We start from the raw sequence: 23,449 nt of genomic DNA, 5'->3' as shown, positions 1-23,449 counted from the left end.
CTGCGGATCTGATCATTTGCGGCCGCTAACCGTGCCGCTCATGCCTACCGACGCTTCGAGGCGCTTGCGGGCCTGCTCGGCACGTCCCTTGTCCGGCTCAGGGCCCACCGACACTCGGTAGTTGACACCCCCGGCCCCGGGAACGGTCTCTACGAAAGCATCGAACTTGTTCTTGCGCAACTTCTCTGCCAATGCCCTGGCGCTCGCTTCGCTGGTGAAGCTTGAGGTCTGGACAACCCAGCGTGTTGGAGCATCCTCGCCCTTCGGTTTCCGGGCCACCATCGACTTGGCCTGGGCGGGCGCCTTCGCGGGCTGAGTAACCGCAGAACCCGGAGCTGCGCCCTCGCCAGTGCCAGCCTCTGCGACGGTCGTCGCCGATTTACCTGCGACTTCGACCTTCTTTTTTTGAGGTGTCGCCGGGCTCGTCGCTTTCGAGGGTGCGGCGGACTTCGCCGGCTCACTGTGCTTTACGGAGGCTTTCTTCTCCTCCCGCCGCGCCGTTCCGCCGGTGGCGGCAGGCTTGGCCGCGGAATGGGACGGAGCTGGTGGCGGGGCGGAAGGAGGCGCCTTGGCCGCTGTCGGCTTTTTGGCAACCTCGGCCGATGCTTTCGGATGCGGTGGAGCGGCCTTACCAGCGGCCGGCTGAGTTTTGACCGGCCGGTCATCATCCGGCACCTTCGCTACAGCGCCATGCGACAGGTCGTTGCCGGGCGCCTCGCCCGCCGGCTTCTTCTTCGCCAAGGATTTCTCTGCGGCAGGGGCAAGAGGCGCGACGCTGCGAGCACCCTGTCCCAGTGGGCTATCAGGTGTTGGGACTTCAACGGTGCCGGCGCCCTCGTCTTCCAAATATTCGGATTGCTGCTCTGGACTCGATACCGTTGACGGTTCATCCCTCCGGGGGGTAACGGCCACGGGTTCCGAGCCGGCCGAGTCGGTGAGGGGGATGATCTTGTACCCGTCACCCTCGACCGATGGCTCGCTGACGCCAGCCACAGGCTCAACGACCTCGGTGCCCGGAGGCAGCGACTGCGCGGCCGTTTCGTCAACGGCTTCCGTACTTGGATCTGGCGCTGCGTCGAACAGCAAGGGAACGAACAGCACGACCAGTGCGACGATGATTGTCGCCCCAATGAGCCGCTGCTTTAATTCATCATCCAATGGCATTCACCCAATCGATCGGCCATCTTGAGCAAGGTACTCGGCAATCAGAAAAAAGGAACCGAAGACGACAATGGGCTCACCGGCAGCCGCTCCGTCGCGTGCTGCCGCGACGGCATCGCTGACCCGGCTGAATCCACATTCTACCCTCTCCACACCAGAACTTCTAAGCACATCCCTCAGTTGCTCCGGCGTTGCGGCGCGCGGCACTTGCAGGCGAGGAAGATACCAGGCCGCAACCAGATCCTTCATCTGCGTCACCACCCCAATCTGGTCCTTGTCGCGCATCAAGGCGAAGACTGCATGTAAGCGCCTCGCGGGAAAGTGCTCCCGCAGTTGCGCCGCGAGTACACCGACGGCCTGAACGTTGTGAGCAACGTCGATCACAATCGGATGGTCACCGGGAACCACCTGAAACCGGCCGCTAACGCGAGCCTCCGATAGGCCTGCCCGGATGGCCGATTCGCTGACCGGCAGCACGCCCGCGATCAGATCGATGGCCTGCAACGCTCCGGCCGCATTCCGAAGTTGGTGGGTGCCGCCGAGGAGCGGCAGCGGAAGATCGTCCACCCGAACCGCACGGCTGCGCCACGACCACCCGGCAGAGGATTCGAGAAAATGAAAGTCCCTCCCGATGACTCGCAAGTCGACCGAGAGGCTGTAAGCATGAGCCAACATCGATTCGGGTGGCTCGGGATCGGCAATCACTGCCGGACGTCCGCGCCGCATCACACCGGCCTTTTCTAGGCCGATCGCCTCGCGGGAGTCGCCGAGCCATTCCTCATGGTCAATACCGATGCTGGTCACCAGAACCACGTCGGCGTCTACGATATTCACGGCATCCAGGCGGCCCCCAAGCCCCACCTCGAGCACCTGAACGTCGACGCGTTCCCGACCAAAAATATCCAGAGCCGCAAGGGTCCCGAACTCGAAGAAGCTCAGCGTGGTTTCGCCGCGCGCATCATCGATGTCCGCGAACGCGCGGCAGATAGCGGCATCGCCAACCGGCTCCCCATCGATGGAGATGCGTTCGTTGTAACGCAGCAGGTGAGGCGAGGTATAACTGCCGACACGGTAGCCCTGCGCCCGGAGGATAGCGGACAAATAGGCTACGGATGAGCCTTTGCCGTTCGTTCCCGCAACCGTGATAGTTACCGGAGACGGCCCCGGAGACGGCGCAGCGAGCCGTCGATGCACGGACTCGACGCGGTCCAGGCCTAAGTCAATGGTGCGCGGATGCAGCGTCTCCTGCCAGGCCAACCAGTCAGCCAGCCTCCCGAAACGCATTGTTCAGAGGGCTTCGGGACTATCCAGCGCCGAGCGAAAGGCTGACGTCGGTGCGGCAACCTCCGGTCGCGACAGCTCCGATTCGCGCCCCTTGTCTCTGGACTGGGCGCCCGTGAGCAGCAACAGCAGCCGATGGATACGGTCACGCATTTCACGCCGATCGAGTATCAGGTCGATAGCGCCATGCTCCAACAGAAACTCGCTCCGCTGAAACCCTTCCGGCAGCTTCTCGCGGACCGTCTGCTCGATGACTCGTGGACCGGCAAAGCCGATCAGGGCGGCCGGCTCTGCTACGTTGATGTCGCCCAGCATGGCGAGACTCGCCGAGACTCCCCCCATCGTCGGATCGGTCATGATTGAGATGAACGGCACACCCGCAGCGGACAGCCGGGCGAGGGCAGCACTGGTCTTGGCCATCTGAAACAGGGAGATGAGCGACTCTTGCATGCGTGCGCCGCCGCTGGCACTGAACACGACCAGTGGGATACGCTCGCGTAGGCTCTCGTTGACGGCACGCACGAAACGTTCGCCCACGACCGAACCCATCGAGCCGCCCATGAACTCAAAATTGAAAGAGGCGGATACGATGGGAAGTCCTTTCAGATACCCCCGAACGACGATCAGCGCATCTTTCTCGCCCGTGCCTTTCTGCGACTGTACCAAGCGATCCTTGTACTTCTTGCTGTCCTTGAACTTCAGGGGGTCCACCGGCGACAGTTGCTCACCGATCTCCTGACGATTGCCGGGGTCAAGGAAGAAATGCAGACGACGTCGCCCATTGATACGCAAATGGTGGGCGCATTTCGGACAGACCTCGAGGTTCCGTTCCAACTCGGCCCGATACAGAATCGCGCCGCAGTGCGGGCATTTCGACCACAGGCCTTCGGGAACGGTGCTCTTGGTCGATGCCTCGGTCCGGATCTTTGCCGGAACGAACTTTTGAAACCAGCTCATGCGTCCCTCGCGGCGCTTGCGTCCATAGCCTCGCGCATGGCCCTGAGGATGTCAACGATCTGGGCCTGCGCCTGGTCCGGACTGTCCTGGAAGGCTTCGATCTGGCTCACCAACGCGCTCCCGACCACGACCGCATCCGCGAAACGCGCAATCGTGCCCGCCATCTCGGCATTCTTCACGCCAAATCCGACGCCGACGGGCAATGCGCTGATTTCCTTGATCGCTCGAATGCGTCGTTCGACATCATCCAAGTCGAGATTCGACGCACCCGTTACGCCCTTCAGCGAGACGTAGTAGAGGTAGCCGCGACCGAGATCGGACATCTCTTGAACGCGCTCCGGACCGCTATTCGGTGCCAATAGGAAAATGGGATCCAGCCCGGCCTCGAGCATCAGGGGCAGCAACTCCCCTGACTCTTCGGGCGGCAGATCAACCGTCAACGCCCCATCGACACCAACTTCCCGTGCGCGCTCAACAAAAGTTCGATAGCCCAGACTCTCGATCGGATTCAGGTAACCCATCAGCACCACCGGCGTAACGGTGTCGGTTCGGCGGAACGCCTCCACCAGACCGAGCGTCTTGCGCAAGCTCATCTTGTGAGCGAGTGCGCGCTCACTTGCACGCTGAATCACCGGCCCGTCGGCCATGGGATCCGAGAACGGAATGCCCAGTTCAATGATGTCGGCGCCTGCCGCGACCATCGCATGCATGCAAGGCACGGTGAACTCGGCCGTCGGATCCCCGGCGGTCACAAACGGGATCAGCGCCTTGCGCCCGGACTCCCGCAGCGCAGCGAACGTGTTCTGGATCCGACTCACAGGCGGATACCCTCTCGTGTGGCTATCGTGTTGATGTCTTTGTCACCGCGACCGGAAAGGTTCACGAGGATCTGCTGATCGGGCCTCATCGTAGCGGCCAGCTGGATCGCGTATGCCACGGCATGACTGGACTCGAGAGCCGGAATGATGCCCTCGGTCAACGTCAAGGTGTGGAAGCCTTCCATCGCCTGCGCATCGGTGATGCCCACGTACGTCGCCCGACCACTGTCCTTCAGCCAGGCATGCTCGGGGCCAACGCCGGGGTAGTCCAGCCCGGCAGAAATGGAATGGGTTTCGATGATTTCGCCATCCTCGTCCTCCATCAGATACGTCCGGTTGCCGTGCAGCACCCCGGGCCGGCCCGCGCTCAGCGGAGCTGAGTGTCGACCGGTCTCGATGCCATCGCCCGCCGCTTCCACCCCATACATCGCGACATCGCAGTCGTCGATGAAGGGATGAAACAAGCCGATGGCATTCGACCCGCCGCCGACGCAGGCCACCAGCGCGTCGGGTAGTCGCCCCGTCAGTTCCCGCATCTGCTGTTTCGCCTCGCGCCCGATAACGGACTGGAAATCACGAACCATGGCCGGATAGGGATGCGGCCCGGCCACGGTACCAATGATGTAAAAGGTGTCGTCCACATGCGTCACCCAGTCCCTTAGCGCCTCGTTCAGCGCGTCCTTCAGAGTCCGGGAACCCGACTCCACGGGCACCACCTCGGCACCCAGCAACTTCATGCGGTACACATTGAGGGACTGGCGCTCGACGTCCACGGCCCCCATGTACACAATGCACTTGAGACCGAGGCGCGCAGCCACTGTTGCCGTTGCGACCCCGTGCTGACCGGCACCGGTTTCGGCGATGATGCGCGGTTTATTCATGCGGCGCGCCAACAACGCCTGGCCAACCGTGTTGTTGACCTTATGCGCACCGGTGTGATTCAGGTCTTCACGTTTCAGGTAGATCTGCGCTCCGCCGACCTCCCGGCTCAATCGCGCGGCGTGATACACGGGCGATGGACGGCCGACATAGTGCTTGAGGTCGTAATCAAGCTCGGCGATGAAATCGGGGTCCGTTCGGTAGCGTTCATACGCGGCACGCAGCTCGGTCAGCGGCTCCATCAGCGTTTCCGCGACGAAAATGCCGCCGTAGGGGCCGAAGTGCCCCCTTTCGTCCGGGAGATTGTAGGGTCCGCTAACGCGACCGCTGTCTTTGATCAAAGTCATAAACCTCTGTTAAGAAACGCGCGATCCTGGCAGCATCCTTGATGCCCTTCGCGCTCTCCACGCCGCTCGACACGTCGACGGCATAGGGTCTTGCTACTTCCAGCGCCTGCCCCACGTTGTCGGGGTTCAGTCCTCCCGCCAGAATGAGCCGCCGGCCCGGCGGCGCGACCGCGCGCTGCCAGTCGAAAGCCTGCCCGGTACCACCGCGGATATCTCCGTGGTAGGCGTCGAGCAACAGCGCTTGCGCATCGGGAAACCGGGCAAACTCCGCTACGAGATCGATGTCCGGCGCCATCTGCAACGCCCGGACATACGGTTTTCGAAAGCTGGCGCAATACTCGGGGGACTCGTCCCCATGGAACTGAAGCAAATCGATGCGCACATTGGACAGAACGCCGTTCACTTCGTGCCAGGTGGCGTTGACGAACAGGCCAACCACCGTCACGAACGGTCCGACCGCCGCCAGCACGGCCTGTGCGCGATCGATATCGACCGCCCGCGGGCTTGGTGGGTAGAACACCAGTCCGATCGCATCGGCGCCCAGCGCCACGGCCTGCTCGGCATCGCCGGGCTGAGTCAGGCCGCAGATTTTAACGCGAGTTCGTTGCCAGGGATACGCCGTCATCGGGATGATGGGGTCTGAAGCGGTCCACGCCCGGGGGCAGGCGCGAAAAGATCGAATCTTGTGGCACGGCGAAAGTGGCCGGGTACATGACGCTGGCGAAATATAACCCATCCGGCGGTGCGGTGACACTCGCGAGCGACCGGGATCGGGCGTCGAGGACTTCCTGGGCCCACTCGGGTTCAGCCTTGCCCGCACCTATTGTCATCAGAACACCGACGATGTTCCTAACCATGTGATGCAGGAATGCGTTGGCGACCAGATCCACGACGACCTGATCACCGTCACGGCTCACGTCGAGCAAGTGCATCCGACGGAAGGGGCTTTTCGACTGACAGCCCTGAGCCCGAAAAGACGAAAAATCGTGCTCGCCGAGCAGATGCTCGGCCCCACGCTGCATACGTACCTCGTCCAGTGGGTAGAAACACCAGGTGGCCCTGCGGTGCAATAGCGCCGAACGCATCGGGCGATTCAGTATGGCATAGCGGTAATACCGGGCGATCGCACTGTAACGTGCATGAAAATCACACGGAACCACCTGAGCCCACAGCACCCTGACATCGTCGGGAAGCGCGCTGTTGGTCCCCATGATCCAGCCCCGCATTGGGCGCTCCACCGCGCAATCGAAATGGACGACTTGTTGCAGGGCATGGACGCCGGCGTCGGTGCGCCCTGACGCATGCACCCGAACGGAAATGGCCGCGACGCGACTCAGAGCGGTTTCGAGAACCTCCTGCACGGTCCTGCGCCCCTTTTGCCATTGCCAGCCCGCGAAGCGACTGCCGTCGTACTCGATCCCGAGGGCAACGCGCACTGGCCTCTCGCCATTCCGGACCTCGGAACGACTCACGGAGAAGACCGGGAAGGCATGGCCCGCGCCCGAACAGGCTGTCCTGATTTCATGTTGGCTGCGGCCCCATCACTCGGGTACGAAGGCGCGGGACCCACCCGCGTGTCAGGTAAGCGGCCGCGAGCCGCCACTTGAATGGGCGGGTCACGACGCGCAGCAGGTCGTACCCGCGCTGGATGCGCTGCCAGTGCTCCTGTTCTGCTGCCTCGCCACCCAGGCCACGCACCTCACGGAGATGAACCACAATCGTATCCCTGGCCAGCGCGGCATGTCCGCTCGCAAGATTATCGATCGACTGGTGCAGCCTGACGATTTGGGCATCGATGCCCCAGTATTCGAGATCGCGCGCGACCCGTCCGTACGACGCGCCCAGGCCGCTGACCTCGATCGCCAGATTCAGACCCAACAACTCGGGCAGGAAGCGATGGGTGTGGACCGAAATCGACAGCAGCAGCGCCGGAAGCTCGAAGGCCGCATCGAGAAAGCGGGGACTCGATGCAAAGTCTATCGACTCGACCGCCGGACAATCGATGCCGAGGCTGACCAAGAGCCTCCGATAGATCCAGGGATGATTCTGAACGACGTTACTGCTGCCCAGTTCGTCGGCGTAAATGGTGGTGAGCCGCCGCGCAACCCCAGGGGACACGCGCGCCAGACCGTCCACCCGTTGCAGCCAGCACCCATCAACCAGAACCGCGGGGGCGAGTTGTTCGATACCGAACACATAGGCCCCACGAGGCAGCTTCGGTACGCTTCGCGGCTTTGGTGAGGCTGAGTCGGTCTGGCGCCGGTAGAGCGCGTTCAACCACGTTTCGAAGGTTGCCTCGGAATAGGGAAACCGGTCGCATCGGTGCCATAGATCGCGGGCTACCCGCTGCAGACAGCGCTCGACGTAGCGGCGTGCCGAGCAGAACGCCCCCGGTTGCTGTTCCTCCGGATTGACCAGCGCGTGAAACAGGCTTCTGGGAACCGTGCGCAACCTCCGGGCATCCCGCCGCACCAACGCCCCGACGCCGACCTCAGCGACCACCTGCGGCGCGCCACCACCCGTTCCAGCGGCAGCTCTATCTCCCGACTCCACCGCCATCGGAACCTTGTACGTAGGATCTGACACCGGTCGTCTGAGTCCGGCGAGCCAGGCTCGCAGCGTGGCTTCCTCGTCGGCGGTCAGTACCCCGAACATAGGCCCGCCGAATCGGAACAGGGTCAACAGATGACTCCGCTCGGGGACCTCGCGGTCGACCCATGCCGATGCCGCCAATGCTGACAGAAAGGCATCGGTCTGGAATGGGTGATCAGCAAACCATGTGTCCAGACTGCGTCCGCCGATCGTCACGCCGGCGTGATAACCCGTCGCGAACGGTGCCTTGCTCAGCAGCAATCGTCGCATCGCGCCGACAACATCCACTGCGTCACGGGCACGCGCTTCGAGCGCCCGCCAAACCTGTTCGGTCAGCGATTGATGCAGGGCGATGCCGCGGACAATGCGCGCATTGAGCAAGCTTCGGGTCTGGCCAGTGGCGCTGCGCCGCGCGGCTTTCCAAGCAGCAGCCAACACCGGGCGTTCGGCCTGCAGGCAACGCGCCTGAGTTTGCAGAACCTCCAGCACGCCAGCGTGCTCCCGCGTGACATCACGCAGCCGTTCACACAGCAGAGCGGCGCTGCGAAGCTCGGCGAGCACGTAACCCAGAATCTCGGGGAAGAATGAGACCGGAAAACAGCCGAGGCCAAGGCGCAGGAATACCGCTTCATGGAGCAGCTCAGAGGCCGAGTCCACGACGCCGCCAGCCGTCGCTGGCTTGCTGTCATCGGCCGCGTGCGCTGCAGCGCGCAGCTGATCGGAAGGGCTTCCCGGCGCAAAGCATCGAACATAGATGCCGAACAACAAGGCATGCGCCTGCCGATGGCCCGTGGCCGCCTGTGCAATACGGCACAGTTCGGCTCCCGCTCCGGCCAGCCAGGGCAAAAGGTAGCGAAAATCGTCGATGCTCGCACTTGGCCCAGGACCGGCCGGGGTTGCCGGTCGCTTGCTGTCCCGCTTCACAAGTGTTGCCAGGCGCGTCTCCAGTGCGGTGTGGGCCATCGACAACAGTTCGGGCGCATCGTCATCGGTGGCCAAACGGCGACACAGAGTGCGATAGTCCGACCCCGCGCTGACCCGGGGGAAGCCGGTCGTCACCGCGCTGCGTGGGATGGACCGGCACGCTTCGACGCCCGCGGTTGGATACGATCTGAACATGTCGGCTAGAACACCGCGGAAAACGGCAGCACCGCCACCTGGCTACCCGCGGCAATCGGCCCTTCGGGCGCTGGCAGGACGATGAGGCCGTTGGCCAGGCTCATCGAGCGGAGAATCCCCGAGCCCTGGTTTCCGGTGGTCCGCACCTGATATCCGCTGCCCTCGGCCCGCGGAGTCAAGATGCCCCGTTGGAACTCCATACGTCCAGGCTGCTTTCGCAGCGGCGTTTCGACCATTGCGTTGATCAGAGGAATCAGCGGGCGGTCCAACACGCCCATCCGCTTTTCCATCACCGGCCTCACGAACCAGCAGAACGCTACCAGCGCCGCGACCGGGTTGCCCGGCAACCCGAAAAACATCGCGTTCCCTACAGACCCGAACGCCAACGGTCGCCCGGGCTTCATCGCCACTCGCCACTGGCTGATCCGCCCGATGTCGGCCACGACCTCGCGAATACGGTCGGCCGCACCGCTGGACACACCGCCGCTGGACACGATCAGGTCCACATGCCTCGCCGCCGAGTGCAAGGAGGCCACCAGCTCGCCGGGATCGTCGCGCACGATGCCGAGGTCGCAGACTTCGGCTCCCATACGCCGCAGCGCGGCCGAAAGCTGGTAACGATTGCTGTCATACACCATCCCGGGTGTCAGCCGATCACCCAAACCGCGCACCTCGTCGCCGGTCGACAGGACGCCAACGCGCAAGCGCCTGTAAACGGAAATCTCGACCAGACCTATCGAAGCCAGCAGTCCGATATCCGCGGGCATCAACCAGCGTCCGCCGGCCAACAGGACCTCACCGGCGCGCAAATCCTCACCGGTCTGCCGCACGTTGGCGCCCGCACGCAGCGGCGGCGCAAAACGCACACGGTCGTCATCCAGCGCCTGCGTCTGTTCCTGCATCACGACAGTATCAGCGCCGTCGGGCATGACCGCGCCAGTCATGATCCGAACCGCTTCGTGGGTCGCTAGCGGATCGCCGTGGTAAGGAGACCCGGCATACGCGACCCCGACGACCCGAAAAGAGCTCTCCACTTCGGCCAGATCGCTCGCGCGCACGGCGTAGCCATCGACTGCGGAATTGGCATGAGCGGGGACCGGCCTGGGAGCGACCACGGATTGGGCCAAGACCCGCCCCACCGCCTCCCAGAGCGGGACGCGCTCGCTGGCGGACACCGGAGCGACCTCTGACAGCATGGCGTGCAAAGCCAGATCGACCGGGAGGCCCTGTTGGTCAACGATGTCGTCGCAACTCATCTTGGCTTTCAGCTTCAGGAGCGTTCATGAACGTGCGATGCTACCATGCGCCATTGAGGATTCAGTCGGACTTCCCCCCACGTCGCCATGGTCAACGGACCCATCAAAGGTCGGGGCGCCATTACCAATCGTGCATCACGGTTCGACACCACCGTTCGGGAGCCCGACGAAGCCGCAGAATCCGGCAGCGGGATCGAAGTGCCGCGAACGGAAGTCACCGAAGAATACGCGCGCTCCATCGTCTCGAAGAACCGCTCGCCGGACATTCCTTTCGACCGGTCCATCAACCCTTACCGCGGCTGCGAACACGGCTGCATCTATTGCTACGCCCGACCGACACATGCCTACCTGGGCTTGTCGCCGGGGCTGGATTTCGAGACGCAGCTCGTCGTCAAGCGCAACGCCGCAGAGCAGCTGTCTACCGAGCTGGGGCGCAAGGGCTACCGATGCGAACCGATCGCGCTCGGCGCCAATACCGACCCTTACCAGCCGGTCGAGCGGATCCATCGCGTGACGCGGGAAATTCTCGAGGTCCTGCACGATTGCCGACACCCGATCACGATCACGACGAAGTCGGCACTGATCGAACGTGATCTCGACCTGCTGGTGGCCATGGCCGAGCGCCGGCTGGTCGAGGTGCAAATCTCCATCACGACGCTGGACGGACAACTCGCTCGGGTCATGGAACCCCGCGCCACAGCGCCTGCACGGCGCCTGGAGACAGTGCGGACACTGGCGGATGCCGGTGTGCCGGTGCGCTTGATGGTTGCCCCGTTGATCCCGTTCGTCAACGATGCGGATCTGGAGAATCTGGTCACCGAAGGCGCGCGCCACGGCGCGCAGTCGGCGGGATACATCGTTCTCCGGCTGCCGCTGGAAATCAAGGACCTGTTCCGGGAATGGCTGGAGGCCCACTTTCCGCTCCGGGCCCACCGCGTGCTTGCCTGCGTGACCGAACTGCATGACGGTCAGTTGTACAACCCGCAATTCGGCAAGCGCCAGACTGGCACCGGGATATTCGCTGACTTGCTGCGACAGCGGTTCGCAATCGCGCTGCGGAAATCGGGTATGCGTTGCGAGTTGCCACCGCTGGACTCCTCGCTGTTCCGTCCGCCGCGTCGGCACGCAGCGCAATTGGATCTGTTCGCGGAAGACGACTGAGGTCGTTCAGGTAGGGCGGCGGCTTTGGGCCGGATGCCGCGCGGAGCTTGACCCCGTGCGGCACCCGGCCGGAGTCGAGGAACTCCTATTCAGGCTGCTCGGGTGTTTGAGCGTCGTCCTCCGGTACTTCCTCCTCCGGTGGAACCTGCTCCTCAATGACCGTCTCCTCCTCGACCTCAACCGGTCCGCCAGCCTCGGTCGATTCGTCGTTGTCATCCGGCACTTCGGTCGCAGCGGGCGCCCCGGTCGCCGCAGGTGCCACGCCAGCGGGCGGCTGCCCCGGCTTGCCGGCGGCGGGGGCGTCGTACTTGATCAGCGTCTCGATCTTCGCCTGACTCTTTTGTTCATCCAGATACTTCTGCAGCTTGTCACTCTGCAGGAACGACTGGACCTGCGGCTTCACGGACTCGTAGCTCGGCGCTTCCTGCTCCCGCGAGCTCTCCCGCTGGATGACGTGCCACCCAAAATCCGTCTTCACCGGGGCCTTGGTCGTTTCGCCATTCTTCAGCGCGATCACGGCATCCGCGAAGGGCGGAACCATCTGGTCCGGTGAGAACCACCCGAGATCACCACCATTGTTCTTGGAACCCGGATCCTTGGACAGCTTCTTTGCGAGCGCGTCGAACTTCTCACCCTTGCCGAGGCGCTTGATCACATCCAGAGCCGTCTTCTCGTCTTCTACCAGAATGTGCCGGGCCTTGTATTCACTCGCCTTCATCGCGCCAACACGCTGGTCGTATTCCTTCCGAATTTCCTCTTCGGTAGGCGCCAGCTTCTTGAGCAGGCTTTCGGCTGCCACCTGCGACAAAGTCATCCGGATGGCATTGTCGACCCGCGCCGCTATCGACGGATCCTTCAACAATTGGTCCTTCTCGGCGGACTGCCGCAGGATCTCACGCTTGACCAGTTCGTCGACGATCTTGTCCTTCGGCACCCCTTCGCCACCGCGCCGTTGAGCGATCTCGTTGGCGAGCATGTCGACCGACTGCTTGCTGATCGGACGGCCGTTCACGAGTACCGCCGTGTCATCGCGGGAAACCGGAGGTAGCACGATGGCTCCCTCGGCGGATGTCTTGCCGGCCTGGTCACAGGACCACAGTGATACACCGCTTAACGCGGCCAGGACCAAAAGGCGTTTATTCATCTTGCAATTCCCTATTGTCTGTTTTCAATTCGGTCGAACTCGTCGGGCGCATAGACTTTCATGCTGAAAGCATGAATATCGGTCTGCATCAGATCGCCCAAAGCTTGATATACCAGCCGGTGCCGCGCGACGAGACTCTGGCCGGCAAACGGCTCGGCGACGATGATGGCGGAAAAGTGTCCGCCACCGCTTTGCCGGGCTCCGGCATGACCTGCGTGGGCGGCACTGTCGTCGAACAGTTCGAGGTGCAGGGGCTCAAGGGCCTTTTCCAAGCGCGCACGGATCCGCTCGATTCGGGCACTCATCTCGGAAACACTCGCTTGAAGGGCTTGACGACGACCCGATCATAGACGCCCGCTCGACGGTACGGATCTTCAGCGGCCCAGGCTTCGGCTTCCGCCAAACCAGGAAAATCGGCCACGATCAGGCTACCGGTAAATCCGGCATCGCCCGGATCGTCGGCATCGATTGCCGGGTGCGGGCCGGCGAGAATCAGGCGCCCCTCGTCCGCGAGCACCTCCAGGCGGGCCAGATGGTCCGGTCGCGCCTTCCGACGCAACTTGCCACTGCCCGGCACGTCCTCACACAGGATCGCGTACAGCACCCATTCACTCCTGATGAGGTTCAGCCACGTACCGGTGCAGGTACAGGGTTTGCAGGATCACGAAAAAGAGCGTCAGCCCGATCAGACCAAACAGCTTGAAATTGACCCAGGTGTCGGTGTCGAAGCGGTAGGCAACGAACAGGTTGACGCAGCCGACGACGATGAAGAAAGAAGCCCACATCAAGTTGAGGCGTTTCCACACCCCCGAAGGGAGTTCCACCTTGCCACCCAGCAAGCGCTCGATCGCGGTCCGCCGCCCGAAAATCTGGCTGAGCAGAAACGTCACACCGAACAGCCAGTTCACGACGGTCGGCTTCCACTTGATGAACAGCTCATCCTGAAAGTACAGCGTTGCGCCACCGAAGACGGCGATCACGGCCAGGGTAATCAGATGCATCGGCTCGATGCGTCGGGTTCGAAACCAGACGAAAGCGACCTGCACGACGGTCGCGATGATCGCCACTACGGTCGCGACATAGATGCCGTAGACCTTGAAAGCGCCGAAGAACAGCAGGATCGGGAAAAAATCGACTAGAAGTTTCATGGTGAGCAGCGATTAGCGGGATCCTGCGTCATAACAGTGTTTCCTAACTGCAAGCCCTGCCGACGGCGGGCGCCAATACGCCAGGGGCATGGTCAGCAAACGTTCTGATAGGGCGGACCGGCCCTGAATGCGGATTCGACACTCGGTTTCCCGAACATCGACGGGGCCTTGCGTTGCCTGAGCAGGGAGCTATGATACAAGAAAACGTCGTCGACTGACGTTTCCGCTAGATGCGCTGCGTGGCTTGGCCTCAGCCGGCACTTGCACATTCCCTGTAGCTCCCAAGGTTGTAGACCCAACGTGTCACTGGATTCATCCACCCAAACGGCGATCGAAGCGGCGGCCTTTCGCCGCCTGCTGCAGCACCTCAGAGAACACCCCGAAGTCCAGAACATCGACCTGATGATCACGGCTGACTTCTGCCGGAACTGCTTGGCCAAGTGGCTGACGGAGGCCGCGCAGCAAGCCGGTGAACCGTTGGACGAGAGCGCCGCCCGCGAGTTGGTCTACGGAGAGCCGTACGCTCGGTGGAAGGAAAAATTTCAGCGCGAAGCCACTCCCGAGCAACTCGAAGCCCTGAAACAGCGGCAATCAAAAGCCGATACCTAGGGCTTACCCTTCGTTGCCGGTGCCGGTTTCGTGACGGCGCTCCGAATTCACGGGTTTTCCAAGCAACGACCGATCAGTTCGATTCGGTATCCGTCCGGATCTTCTACGAAAGCAATTACGGTACGGCCGTGTTGCATGGGGCCGGCTTCCCGAACGATCCGCGCTCCCCGGTTACGCAACTCCTCGACCGCAGCGTAGACGTCATCAACCTCTACGGCCAGGTGGCCGAAGGCGTTCCCGAGCTCGTACCGTTCCACGCCCCAATTGAAAGTCAATTCGAGCACCGTATGCTCGGATTCGTCGCCGTAGCCAACAAAGGCCAAGGTGAATCGGCCCTCCGGGTAATCATGTTGCCGCAGCAGCTTCATACCCAACACATTGACGTAAAAGTCGATCGAGCGTTCCAGGTTTCCGACCCGGATCATCGTATGTAGCAAACGCATGAGTTTTCCCGTTGGCAGTAACGACCGGCGATGGCTTGCGAGCGACTCAGAGCGACAGAGCGGCGCGGACATCGTCCGCCAGGCGATGCGCGAGCTGGTCGACGAGTTCGCGATCCTGACCCTCGACCATCACGCGTACCAGCGGCTCTGTTCCGGATGAGCGCAACAACACGCGCCCCCTTCCCTTAAGCCGAGCTTCGACATCTTCCCTCGCACGCCGGATGGACTGATGGGACTCGAGGTTGGTCCTCACGTCGACACGAACGTTGACCAGACACTGCGGATACTTGGTCATGCCAGACTTCAGCTCGTGCAGGGATTTCCCCTGCGCCTTCATCTCGGCAAGCACCTGCAAGGCCGCGACGATACCGTCCCCCGTCGTCGTGCGGTCACGGCAGATGATGTGCCCGGAGCCCTCGCCACCGAGCATGCTGTCGTGCGATTCCATCAGTTCCAGTACGTAGCGGTCGCCGACCGCGGCGCGCTGCAGCGGGACATCGATCGCCGCAAGCGCATGCTCCAGCCCCAGATTGCTCATCAAGGTACCGATCACCGGGCCCCGCAACTGCCCCTGATCCAGGCGGGAACGGGCGATGATGTACAACAATTCATCACCGTCTACGATTTCACCACGGTGATCCACCATGATCACGCGATCCCCGTCACCATCGAAGGCGACCCCGAGATCGGCACCTGCCTCGACCACGGCCTGGCGCAAGAGCTCCGGCTGGGTCGCACCCACGGCGTCATTGATGTTGAGCCCGTCGGGTGAAACGGCAAGCGCCGTGACTTTCGCGCCGACTTCACCGAACACATGGGGAGCGATGTGGTAGGTGGCTCCGTTGGCACAGTCGACAACGACCTTTAGCCCGGCGAATTCCGTACCGGCCGGGATCGTACTCTTGCAGAATTCGATGTAGCGCCCCGCGGCATCCTGGATGCGAGCGGCCTTGCCCAGCCCCGATGAGGGCACGGTGGTCATGGGCTGATCAATCTGTTCCTCGATGCGCAGTTCGACATCGTCGGGCAGCTTCAATCCCTGCCCGGAAAAGAACTTGATTCCGTTGTCCGCGTACGGGTTATGGGAAGCGCTGATCACGATGCCCGCCTGGGCCCGAAAGGTGCGGGTCAAATAGGCGACCGCGGGTGTCGGCATGGGGCCGAGCAACTGGGTATTGACCCCCGCCGCGGCTAACCCGGCCTCCAGCGCAGACTCGAACATGTAGCCCGAGATGCGGGTATCCTTGCCGATAATCACCTTGCGCGGTCCAGTGCCTCCGGCAAATACCTTGCCCGCAGCCCAGCCCAGCTTGAGCATGAAATCCGGTGTGATCGGATAGGTGCCGACCGTACCGCGTATACCGTCGGTCCCAAAAAAGCGCTTCTTCATGAGTATTCTCCTCCCTTCCCAGGGATTGGCCGGATCACCGCAGAAAAACGCGACAGCGTAACGGTGAAGTTATGGCGGGCGCGGCACTGATTGCATCAAACAATCCGCCTTAATTTAACAATCTACAGACTCCGGACATTCCCCCAACGCCGATTCGCCTGTCCAAGGAATCACGAAACAGGAGCGAGTGTAGCGAAAATCGTCGTCGGGAGGGAACGGGAACCGAGCGCGGGCGTGTCACCCAAGGTCGCGTGATCGCCGGGGAGGCAGGCTCAAAAAAAAAGCCCCCGGGCGCAATCGCGATGCGCCCGGGGGCTTGGCTTCAGCGCAACGAGCTAGTGTTGCGCGGCAGGACGACCGAACGTCGGCGCTTCGTCAGAGCGAGGCGGCGCGTCAGCCGTCTGTCCCCCACTGGGCGGCGTCTGGTCTTCCCAGCCCTGCGGCTCGCGCGGCACACGCCCCTCCATGATGTCGTCGATCTGCAACCGATCGATGGTCTCGTACTTCATCAGGGCATCGGCCATCAAGTGCATCTTGTCGATGTTCTCGCGCAGGATACGCTCCGACCGCTCGTAGTTCCTGTCGATGATGGAACGAATTTCCTCGTCGATCAGGTGTGCCGTCTCTTCCGAAACCGACTTGTGCTTCGTCACGGATCGCCCGAGGAATACCTCACCCTCCTCTTCACTGTAAGCCAGGGGACCCAGCCGCTCGGACAAACCCCAACGAGTCACCATGCTTCGTGCCAGATTCGTCGCCCGCTCAATGTCGTTTTGAGCGCCAGTGGTCACCCGTTCCTTGCCAACAATCATTTCTTCAGCGATACGGCCACCGAAAAGACTGGAGATTTGACTCTCAAGCTTCTGCTTGCTGGCGCTGTACTGATCGCGCTCGGGCAAAAACATCGTGATGCCCAAGGCCCGACCACGCGGCATGATACTGACCTTGTAGACCGGATCGTGTTCCGGGACCAGTCGGCCGACGATTGCATGCCCTGCCTCGTGATAGGCGGTCAGCCGCTTCTCGTCTTCGCTCATGACCATGGACTTGCGCTCGGCGCCCATCAGGATCTTGTCCTTGGCCTTCTCGAAATCGGACATGTCGATCACGCGCTTGTTTTTACGCGCTGCGAACAAAGCCGCTTCATTGACGAGGTTGGCAAGATCGGCGCCCGAGAACCCCGGCGTACCACGAGCCAGATACTTCGGCTCGACGTTGTCGGCCACCGGAGTACGCTTCATGTGCACCTTCAGGATCTGCTCGCGACCACGCACATCCGGCAGGCCGACTGTCACCTGACGATCGAAGCGACCAGGGCGCAACAGGGCCGGGTCCAAAACGTCCGGTCGGTTGGTGGCCGCAATCACGATGATGCCTTCCGTGCCCTCGAAGCCGTCCATTTCGACGAGCAACTGGTTGAGGGTCTGCTCCCGCTCGTCATGTCCGCCGCCGAGGCCCGCCCCGCGGTGACGACCAACGGCATCGATTTCGTCGATGAAGATGATGCACGGAGCGTGTTTCTTGGCCTGTTCGAACATGTCCCGAACGCGGGAGGCACCCACACCCACGAACATCTCGACGAAATCCGAGCCAGAGATCGAGAAGAATGGCACTTTCGCTTCGCCGGCGATAGCACGAGCCAACAGCGTCTTGCCGGTTCCAGGCGGACCCACCATCAAGGCGCCGCGCGGAATCTTGCCGCCGAGCTTCTGGAATTTGCTCGGATCCTTCAGGAAGTCGACCATCTCGGTCACATCTTCCTTCGCTTCTTCAACACCTGCCACGTCGGCGAAGGTCACCTTCACCTGATCTTCTTCGATTAGCCGCGCCTTGCTCTTACCGAAGGACATTGCCCCACGACCACCGGCGCCGCCCTGCATTTGCCGCATGAAGAAAATCCAGACGGCGATCAGCAGCAACATCGGGAACCACGAGATGAAGATCTGCATCAGCAGCGACTGCTGCTCCGGCGGCTGCGCCTTGATCTCGACATGGTTCTTCAGCAAATCGTCGACCATGTGAGGATCTTCGGGAGTGTAAGTGGCGAATTTCTCGCCGCTACCGAGGACACCTTTGATCATCGGTCCGTCGATGGTCACTTGCTTGACCTGCCCTTCATTCACCGCAGCGATGAATTGCGAGTAGGACATACTGGAATCGGTGGCTTTACGATTGCCGAAGTTGTTGAACACGGACATCAACACGACGGCAATAACCACCCACAGGACAATGTTCTTCAACATATCATTCACGTCCACCACTCCCTAATTCGGATTGGAACCCGAGTGTATCTCATTGTTTAGCGAAATTCTAAGTTTGTAACCCGGACCGCGGGTGCACGGTGTTTTTCCGCGCACCAAAAATAGGACAAGGCCCCCGCGGGATGGTTCCAGTAAGGATCAGGTGGATTGTTCGTCACCCTACCGACGCACGGTAACCGCTTGCGACGACGTAGGTTTCCGGGCTACGACTCCGCGACGCCTTGGGCTTGCTGAGCGCTACACGGCTGAAGTTCGCGCGGACCGTGCGCAGAAATTCGTCGAAACCCGTACCCGAGAACGTCTTTACGACCAGCGTGCCGCCCGGACGCAAGACATGTTGCGCCAAGTCCAGCGCGAGTTCCACCAGGTATAACGAGCGCGGTATATCGACCCCGCGTATGCCGCTCATGTTGGGAGCCATATCGGACAAGATCAGGTCCACCGGCCGCCCGGCCAGTTCTTCCCGCAAGCGAGCGAGCGCCGCATCCTCACGAAAGTCGCCCTGAATGAAGGTCACCCCGGGCAAGGGTTCCATGGCCAGGAGGTCGAGCGCTATAATCGCCCCGCCCGGCCTGATGCGGTTGACCGCAAACTGCGACCAGCCTCCAGGGGCCGCGCCAAGGTCCACCACGGTCATTCCGGAACGGAACAGCCTAAAACGTTGGTCTAGTTCTTCGAGCTTGAACACTGCGCGCGAGCGGTAGCCCAGTTCCCTCGCTTTCTTTACATATTCGTCGCTGTGATGCTCGGCGAGCCAACGGCTGCTCGTGGGGCGTCTAGCCAAATCGGAACGCTCCGGCGGCAGCGGACATCCGAACACTTTCACCAGACAACATCGGCATGATCACTTCCCAGCAGAAGAAACTTCTCAAGGCGAGGGCGCATACCCTCAAGCCCGTCGTCATCACCGGCGCAGCCGGACTCAGCCCTGCGGTCACTGCCGAGATCGACCGAGCGCTCGAACATCATGAACTGATCAAGGTCCGGATCAACGCCGACACCCCACAGCAACGGTCAGCGCTGGCAGCCGAGGTCTGTAGTGGACTTCAGGCCGACCACGTACAGACCGTCGGCCATGTCGTCACGCTCTATCGGGAAAAACCGCCGGAGCCCCCCAAGGGCCGCAGTCTCCCGAAAAAACGGACTAGATATACCGGATCTGCAAAATCTCGTACTCTCTGACGCCGCCGGGAGCCTGCACGGTCGCAACATCCTCGACGTGTTTGCCGATCAGCGCCCGCGCGATCGGCGACGAGATTGAAATCAGCCCCTGCTTGATGTCGGCTTCGTCTTCCCCGACCAGCTGATAGGTGACCGTGTTCCCGGTCGCGAGATCTTCCAGTTCGACCGTCGCACCGAAAACAACCTTGCCGTCCGCATTGACTCGCGTGACGTCGATGATTTGCGCGTTGGCCAGCTTCGCCTCGATTTCCTTGATGCGGCCTTCGGTAAACGCCTGCTCCTCGCGGGCCGCGTGATACTCGGCATTCTCCTTCAGATCGCCGTGCGCCCGCGCCTCGGCAATGGCCTGGATGATTTTAGGACGGCGCACCGACTTGAGGTGATTCAGTTCTTCCCTCAACTTCTCGGCACCGCGAGTGGTAATCGGCGTTTTGTTCATGATTGTGGTTCGGGATGCGGATGGAAATGTCGCCGCCGTTCAGAAGTCCCCGTGGAGATCCTGCAGCCTGCAGACGCCAGCCGATTGCGCTTCGTCGAGTGCGAAGCAGATCGCGCGTGCGCCTGACACCGTTGTCGTGTAGGTGACCTGTCGTTGTAACGCCTGCCGCCGGATCGTGAATGAATCGGCGATCGCCTTCGCGCCTTCGGTCGTGTTGATGATCAGATGCAGTTGCCCGTTCTTGATCATGTCGACGATGTGCGGACGGCCCTCATAGACCTTGTTGACCACCTCGCACGGCACGCCGGCGTCCAGCAAGGTCTGCGCTGTTCCACGGGTTGCAACCAGCGAAAAGCCCTTCGCGACCAAGTCGCGGGCGATCGGCACGATCTTGACCTTGTCCGCATCACGGATGCTGATGAGCGTCACCCCGCTAGTCGGCAGCCGAACATTCGCGGCGCGCTGCGCTTTTCCGTAGGCTTCGCCGAAGGTGGCACCGACACCCATGACCTCGCCGGTGGATTTCATCTCGGGACCAAGTACGGGATCAACGCGCGGAAACTTGATGAACGGGAACACCGCTTCCTTGACCGAGAAATAAGACGGAACCCGCTCCTCGAGGATACCCTGCTCGGCGAGGGTTCGCCCGACCATGCAGCGTGCCGCGACCTTGGCGAGCTGATACCCGGTTGCCTTCGACACGAATGGAACGGTGCGGGAGGCCCTGGGGTTCACTTCCAGGATGAAGACATCCCGCCCCTGGATCGCGAATTGCGCGTTCATCAGGCCGACCACGTTCAGCGACTCGGCCAGCAGCTTGACCTGCTCGCGAATCTGCGACTGGATGGCGGCATCCAAATCGTAAGGCGGAATGGAGCAGGCCGAATCGCCCGAATGGACTCCTGCCTGCTCGATATGTTGCATCAATCCGCCGACGAGAACCTCCGACCCGTCCCGAACAGCGTCGACATCCATCTCGATCGCATCGTCCAGAAACCGGTCCAGCAAAACCGGCGACTCGTTCGAGACGCTGACCGCCTCGCGCATGTAGCGGCGCAACTCCTCATCGTTGAAGACGATCTCCATCGCCCGTCCGCCCAGCACATATGATGGCCGCACAACCAGCGGATAACCGATCTGCTGCGCGCAGGCCACAGCCTCATCCAGGGAACGGGCCGTCTTGTTGGGCGGCTGCTTCAGACCGAGACGCTCGATCAAGAGTTGGAAGCGCTCCCGATCCTCGGCCAGATCGATGGAATCGGGCGAGGTGCCAATGATGGGCGCGCCAGCCGCTTCAAGCGCTCGCGCGAGCTTAAGCGGCGTCTGTCCTCCGTACTGCACGACAACTCCGTAAGGCTGTTCGAGATCGATGATCTCCAGCACGTCTTCCAGCGTCAGCGGCTCGAAGTAGAGCCGGTCGGAGGTGTCGAAATCGGTAGAGACCGTTTCCGGATTGCAATTCACCATGATGGTTTCAAAACCATCCTCACGCAGCGCCATCGCGGCATGGACGCAGCAGTAGTCGAATTCGATGCCCTGCCCGATCCGGTTTGGCCCGCCACCGAGCACCATCACCTTCCGCCGCGTCGACGGCTCCGCCTCGCACTCCTGCTCGTAGGTCGAGTACAGGTAGGCCGTCGAACTCGCAAACTCGGCGGCGCAGGAATCGATACGCTTGTAGACTGGCTTGATACCGAAACCACGGCGCAGGGAACGGATCGCGTCGGCGCTGCTGCCCAGCAAAAAGGCGAGACGCGAGTCGGCGAAACCCTTGCGCTTCAGGGCGAGCAAGTCGGCCCGGGACAACCCGGTCGCCTGACGCCCGGCCAGATCGGCCTCGGTCGCAATCAGGTCTTCGATTTGCGCCAGAAACCACGGGTCGATCCGGCTGTGGTCATGGACCTCGTCCAGTGTCCAGCCGCTGCGAAAGGCATCGGCAACATGCAGGATGCGCTCCGGTCCCGGGTAGTGCAGTTCGCGCTGCAGGCTTTCGCGGGCGTCGCCGGCCGTGGGATCCAGCCGGCTGACCAAACCGTCGATCCCGGTTTCGAGACTGCGCAAGGCCTTCTGCAGGGACTCTTGGAAGGTGCGGCCGATCGCCATCGCCTCGCCAACCGACTTCATCTGGGTGGTCAGCCGATCATCCGCCTGCGGAAACTTTTCGAACGTGAAACGCGGAATCTTTGTTACGACGTAATCGATGGTCGGCTCGAATGATGCCGGCATCGCGCCGCCGGTGATCTCGTTGCGCAACTCGTCGAGCGTATAACCGACCGCGAGTTTCGCTGCGACCTTGGCAATCGGAAAACCGGTCGCCTTCGAGGCCAGGGCCGAGGAACGCGATACGCGCGGATTCATTTCGATGACGACCATGCGGCCGTCAGCCGGATTGACTGCAAACTGCACATTCGACCCGCCGGTGTCGACGCCAATCTCACGCAGCACCGCGATCGATGCATCCCGCATCAGCTGGTATTCCTTGTCGGTCAGCGTCTGCACCGGTGCAACAGTAATCGAGTCGCCCGTATGCACGCCCATCGGATCGAAGTTCTCGATCGAGCAGACGATGATGCAGTTGTCGTTGCGGTCCCGCACGACTTCCATCTCAAACTCTTTCCAGCCGAGCACCGATTCTTCGATCAGCAGTTCCCGGGTTGGCGACAGGTCGAGCCCACGCTCGCAGATCTCGATGAATTCCTCGCGGTTGTAGGCGATGCCACCGCCACTGCCGCCCAGCGTAAACGAAGGACGGATAATCGTCGGGTACCCGATGCGGTCGAGCACCTCCAACGCCTCATCCAGCGTGTGCGCGACTTCGGAGCGGGGCGTCGCCAGCCCGATGCGGTTCATCGCCTTGCGGAAACGATCGCGGTCCTCTGCCTTGTCGATCGCGTCCTTCTTGGCACCGATCAACTCCACGCCGAACCGATCAAGCACCCCTTCCCGATCGAGATCGAGGGCGCAATTCAGGGCTGTCTGTCCACCCATCGTCGGCAGCAAGGCATCCGGGCGCTCCTTTTCGATGATCTGGGCGACCGTCTGCCAATCGATCGGCTCGATGTAGGTCGCATCGGCCATTTCCGGGTCGGTCATGATCGTGGCCGGATTCGAGTTGACCAGGATTACGCGGTAGCCTTCCTCGCGCAAAGCCTTGCACGCCTGGGCCCCGGAGTAGTCGAACTCGCAGGCCTGGCCGATGACGATCGGCCCGGCGCCCAGCAGCAGAATGGATTCGATATCGGTTCTTTTCGGCATGTCGTGC

The 23,449-nt window shown here is 62.0% G+C and carries 22 protein-coding genes; 3 read left to right on the top strand and 19 right to left on the bottom strand.

The features are described from left to right. Window positions 1–12: 12 nt before the first annotated feature. The 9 genes from ACW73L_RS06235 to moeA form a co-directional block, all read right to left on the bottom strand. Window positions 13–1,158 (bottom strand): SPOR domain-containing protein, encoded by a 1,146-nt coding sequence (locus tag ACW73L_RS06235; protein ID WP_498920774.1) that lies wholly within the window; start codon window positions 1,156–1,158, stop codon window positions 13–15. Between the two features lie 6 nt (window positions 1,159–1,164). Then, the gene (gene folC / locus ACW73L_RS06230) at window positions 1,165–2,445 is read right to left on the bottom strand and encodes a bifunctional tetrahydrofolate synthase/dihydrofolate synthase (RefSeq protein ID WP_498920772.1); all 1,281 of its coding nucleotides are present in this window, start codon (window positions 2,443–2,445) and stop codon (window positions 1,165–1,167) included. Between the two features lie 3 nt (window positions 2,446–2,448). Continuing rightward, window positions 2,449–3,399, bottom strand: coding sequence for an acetyl-CoA carboxylase, carboxyltransferase subunit beta (gene accD, locus ACW73L_RS06225; protein ID WP_139557425.1), 951 nt, complete (start codon window positions 3,397–3,399; stop codon window positions 2,449–2,451). Beyond that, window positions 3,396–4,217, bottom strand: a complete 822-nt coding sequence (gene trpA, locus ACW73L_RS06220; RefSeq protein WP_498920770.1) for a tryptophan synthase subunit alpha — start codon at window positions 4,215–4,217, stop codon at window positions 3,396–3,398. The genes accD and trpA overlap by 4 nt, the downstream gene beginning before the upstream one ends. Beyond that, entirely contained in the window at window positions 4,214–5,443 is a 1,230-nt protein-coding gene (trpB, locus tag ACW73L_RS06215; RefSeq protein ID WP_498920768.1) for a tryptophan synthase subunit beta, read from the bottom strand. Before trpB ends, trpA begins: the two co-directional genes overlap by 4 nt. Beyond that, window positions 5,412–6,068 (bottom strand): phosphoribosylanthranilate isomerase, encoded by a 657-nt coding sequence (locus ACW73L_RS06210; protein ID WP_498920767.1) that lies wholly within the window; start codon window positions 6,066–6,068, stop codon window positions 5,412–5,414. The genes trpB and ACW73L_RS06210 overlap by 32 nt, the downstream gene beginning before the upstream one ends. After that, window positions 6,034–6,879, bottom strand: coding sequence for a tRNA pseudouridine(38-40) synthase TruA (gene truA, locus ACW73L_RS06205; protein ID WP_498920765.1), 846 nt, complete (start codon window positions 6,877–6,879; stop codon window positions 6,034–6,036). The genes ACW73L_RS06210 and truA overlap by 35 nt, the downstream gene beginning before the upstream one ends. A gap of 85 nt (window positions 6,880–6,964) precedes the next feature. Then, window positions 6,965–9,154: an iron-containing redox enzyme family protein gene (locus ACW73L_RS06200; protein ID WP_498920763.1), complete on the bottom strand. Its 2,190-nt coding sequence runs from the start codon at window positions 9,152–9,154 to the stop codon at window positions 6,965–6,967. A 5-nt stretch (window positions 9,155–9,159) separates the two neighbouring features. Continuing rightward, window positions 9,160–10,410, bottom strand: coding sequence for a molybdopterin molybdotransferase MoeA (gene moeA / locus ACW73L_RS06195; protein WP_498920761.1), 1,251 nt, complete (start codon window positions 10,408–10,410; stop codon window positions 9,160–9,162). An 87-nt stretch (window positions 10,411–10,497) separates the two neighbouring features. On the opposite strand from moeA, the gene ACW73L_RS06190 reads away from it, so the two are divergent. After that, window positions 10,498–11,571 (top strand): PA0069 family radical SAM protein, encoded by a 1,074-nt coding sequence (locus tag ACW73L_RS06190; protein ID WP_498920760.1) that lies wholly within the window; start codon window positions 10,498–10,500, stop codon window positions 11,569–11,571. A gap of 85 nt (window positions 11,572–11,656) precedes the next feature. Here ACW73L_RS06190 and ACW73L_RS06185 read toward each other — a convergent pair whose 3' ends face one another. From ACW73L_RS06185 to ACW73L_RS06170, 4 genes are read right to left on the bottom strand one after another with little or no spacing between them, the layout of a single operon-like run. After that, a complete protein-coding gene (locus ACW73L_RS06185; RefSeq protein ID WP_498920758.1) occupies window positions 11,657–12,715 on the bottom strand; it encodes a peptidylprolyl isomerase in 1,059 nt (352 codons plus the stop codon). A gap of 11 nt (window positions 12,716–12,726) precedes the next feature. After that, window positions 12,727–13,020 carry a BolA family protein gene (locus ACW73L_RS06180; protein ID WP_498920756.1) on the bottom strand — a complete coding sequence of 98 codons (294 nt, stop codon included), beginning with the start codon at window positions 13,018–13,020 and terminating at the stop codon, window positions 12,727–12,729. Beyond that, window positions 13,017–13,319 (bottom strand): YciI family protein, encoded by a 303-nt coding sequence (locus ACW73L_RS06175; protein ID WP_498920754.1) that lies wholly within the window; start codon window positions 13,317–13,319, stop codon window positions 13,017–13,019. The genes ACW73L_RS06180 and ACW73L_RS06175 overlap by 4 nt, the downstream gene beginning before the upstream one ends. A gap of 4 nt (window positions 13,320–13,323) precedes the next feature. Continuing rightward, window positions 13,324–13,863 carry a septation protein A gene (locus ACW73L_RS06170; RefSeq protein WP_498920752.1) on the bottom strand — a complete coding sequence of 180 codons (540 nt, stop codon included), beginning with the start codon at window positions 13,861–13,863 and terminating at the stop codon, window positions 13,324–13,326. A 300-nt stretch (window positions 13,864–14,163) separates the two neighbouring features. Here ACW73L_RS06170 and ACW73L_RS06165 point away from each other — a divergent pair, with 300 nt between their 5' ends. Next, entirely contained in the window at window positions 14,164–14,472 is a 309-nt protein-coding gene (locus ACW73L_RS06165) for a DUF1244 domain-containing protein (protein WP_498920750.1), read from the top strand. A 47-nt stretch (window positions 14,473–14,519) separates the two neighbouring features. On the opposite strand, the gene gloA is transcribed toward ACW73L_RS06165, so the two are convergent. The 4 genes from gloA to rlmE all read right to left on the bottom strand — a co-directional run bounded on the left by gloA (window position 14,520) and on the right by rlmE (window position 19,350). Beyond that, on the bottom strand, window positions 14,520–14,915 hold the full coding sequence (gloA, locus tag ACW73L_RS06160; RefSeq protein WP_129884012.1) for a lactoylglutathione lyase: 396 nt from the start codon (window positions 14,913–14,915) through the stop codon (window positions 14,520–14,522). 46 nt (window positions 14,916–14,961) lie between these two features. Continuing rightward, window positions 14,962–16,305, bottom strand: a complete 1,344-nt coding sequence (gene glmM / locus ACW73L_RS06155) for a phosphoglucosamine mutase (protein ID WP_498920749.1) — start codon at window positions 16,303–16,305, stop codon at window positions 14,962–14,964. 335 nt (window positions 16,306–16,640) lie between these two features. Further along, window positions 16,641–18,548 carry an ATP-dependent zinc metalloprotease FtsH gene (gene ftsH, locus ACW73L_RS06150; RefSeq protein ID WP_498921163.1) on the bottom strand — a complete coding sequence of 636 codons (1,908 nt, stop codon included), beginning with the start codon at window positions 18,546–18,548 and terminating at the stop codon, window positions 16,641–16,643. Between the two features lie 172 nt (window positions 18,549–18,720). Then, entirely contained in the window at window positions 18,721–19,350 is a 630-nt protein-coding gene (gene rlmE / locus ACW73L_RS06145; protein WP_498920747.1) for a 23S rRNA (uridine(2552)-2'-O)-methyltransferase RlmE, read from the bottom strand. 56 nt (window positions 19,351–19,406) lie between these two features. Between rlmE and yhbY the strand changes: the two genes are divergently transcribed. After that, window positions 19,407–19,748, top strand: coding sequence for a ribosome assembly RNA-binding protein YhbY (gene yhbY, locus ACW73L_RS06140; RefSeq protein WP_498920745.1), 342 nt, complete (start codon window positions 19,407–19,409; stop codon window positions 19,746–19,748). Here the strand turns inward: yhbY and greA are convergent. Both greA and carB read right to left on the bottom strand, forming a co-directional pair. Then, entirely contained in the window at window positions 19,711–20,187 is a 477-nt protein-coding gene (gene greA, locus ACW73L_RS06135) for a transcription elongation factor GreA (RefSeq protein ID WP_498920743.1), read from the bottom strand. The genes yhbY and greA overlap by 38 nt on opposite strands. A 39-nt stretch (window positions 20,188–20,226) precedes the next feature. Beyond that, window positions 20,227–23,442 (bottom strand): carbamoyl-phosphate synthase large subunit, encoded by a 3,216-nt coding sequence (gene carB, locus ACW73L_RS06130; RefSeq protein WP_498920741.1) that lies wholly within the window; start codon window positions 23,440–23,442, stop codon window positions 20,227–20,229. Window positions 23,443–23,449: the final 7 nt, after the last annotated feature.

This window comes from Methylolobus aquaticus (genome assembly GCF_054172105.1).
The sequence above is the reverse complement of the archived record's forward strand: the minus strand, read 5'-3'. Positions and strand labels throughout refer to the sequence as shown.

Coding starts and splice junctions, on each gene's coding strand:
- folC (WP_498920772.1), bottom strand. CDS start 2,445: ATGCGTTTCGGGAGGCTGGCTGACTGGTTGGCCTGGCAGGAGACGCTG.
- accD (WP_139557425.1), bottom strand. CDS start 3,399: ATGAGCTGGTTTCAAAAGTTCGTTCCGGCAAAGATCCGGACCGAGGCA.
- trpB (WP_498920768.1), bottom strand. CDS start 5,443: ATGACTTTGATCAAAGACAGCGGTCGCGTTAGCGGACCCTACAATCTC.
- ACW73L_RS06210 (WP_498920767.1), bottom strand. CDS start 6,068: ATGACGGCGTATCCCTGGCAACGAACTCGCGTTAAAATCTGCGGCCTG.
- ACW73L_RS06200 (WP_498920763.1), bottom strand. CDS start 9,154: ATGTTCAGATCGTATCCAACCGCGGGCGTCGAAGCGTGCCGGTCCATC.
- moeA (WP_498920761.1), bottom strand. CDS start 10,410: ATGAGTTGCGACGACATCGTTGACCAACAGGGCCTCCCGGTCGATCTG.
- ACW73L_RS06190 (WP_498920760.1), top strand. CDS start 10,498: ATGGTCAACGGACCCATCAAAGGTCGGGGCGCCATTACCAATCGTGCA.
- ACW73L_RS06185 (WP_498920758.1), bottom strand. CDS start 12,715: ATGAATAAACGCCTTTTGGTCCTGGCCGCGTTAAGCGGTGTATCACTG.
- ACW73L_RS06180 (WP_498920756.1), bottom strand. CDS start 13,020: ATGAGTGCCCGAATCGAGCGGATCCGTGCGCGCTTGGAAAAGGCCCTT.
- ACW73L_RS06170 (WP_498920752.1), bottom strand. CDS start 13,863: ATGAAACTTCTAGTCGATTTTTTCCCGATCCTGCTGTTCTTCGGCGCT.
- gloA (WP_129884012.1), bottom strand. CDS start 14,915: ATGCGTTTGCTACATACGATGATCCGGGTCGGAAACCTGGAACGCTCG.
- glmM (WP_498920749.1), bottom strand. CDS start 16,305: ATGAAGAAGCGCTTTTTTGGGACCGACGGTATACGCGGTACGGTCGGC.
- ftsH (WP_498921163.1), bottom strand. CDS start 18,548: ATGTTGAAGAACATTGTCCTGTGGGTGGTTATTGCCGTCGTGTTGATG.
- yhbY (WP_498920745.1), top strand. CDS start 19,407: ATGATCACTTCCCAGCAGAAGAAACTTCTCAAGGCGAGGGCGCATACC.
- greA (WP_498920743.1), bottom strand. CDS start 20,187: ATGAACAAAACGCCGATTACCACTCGCGGTGCCGAGAAGTTGAGGGAA.
- carB (WP_498920741.1), bottom strand. CDS start 23,442: ATGCCGAAAAGAACCGATATCGAATCCATTCTGCTGCTGGGCGCCGGG.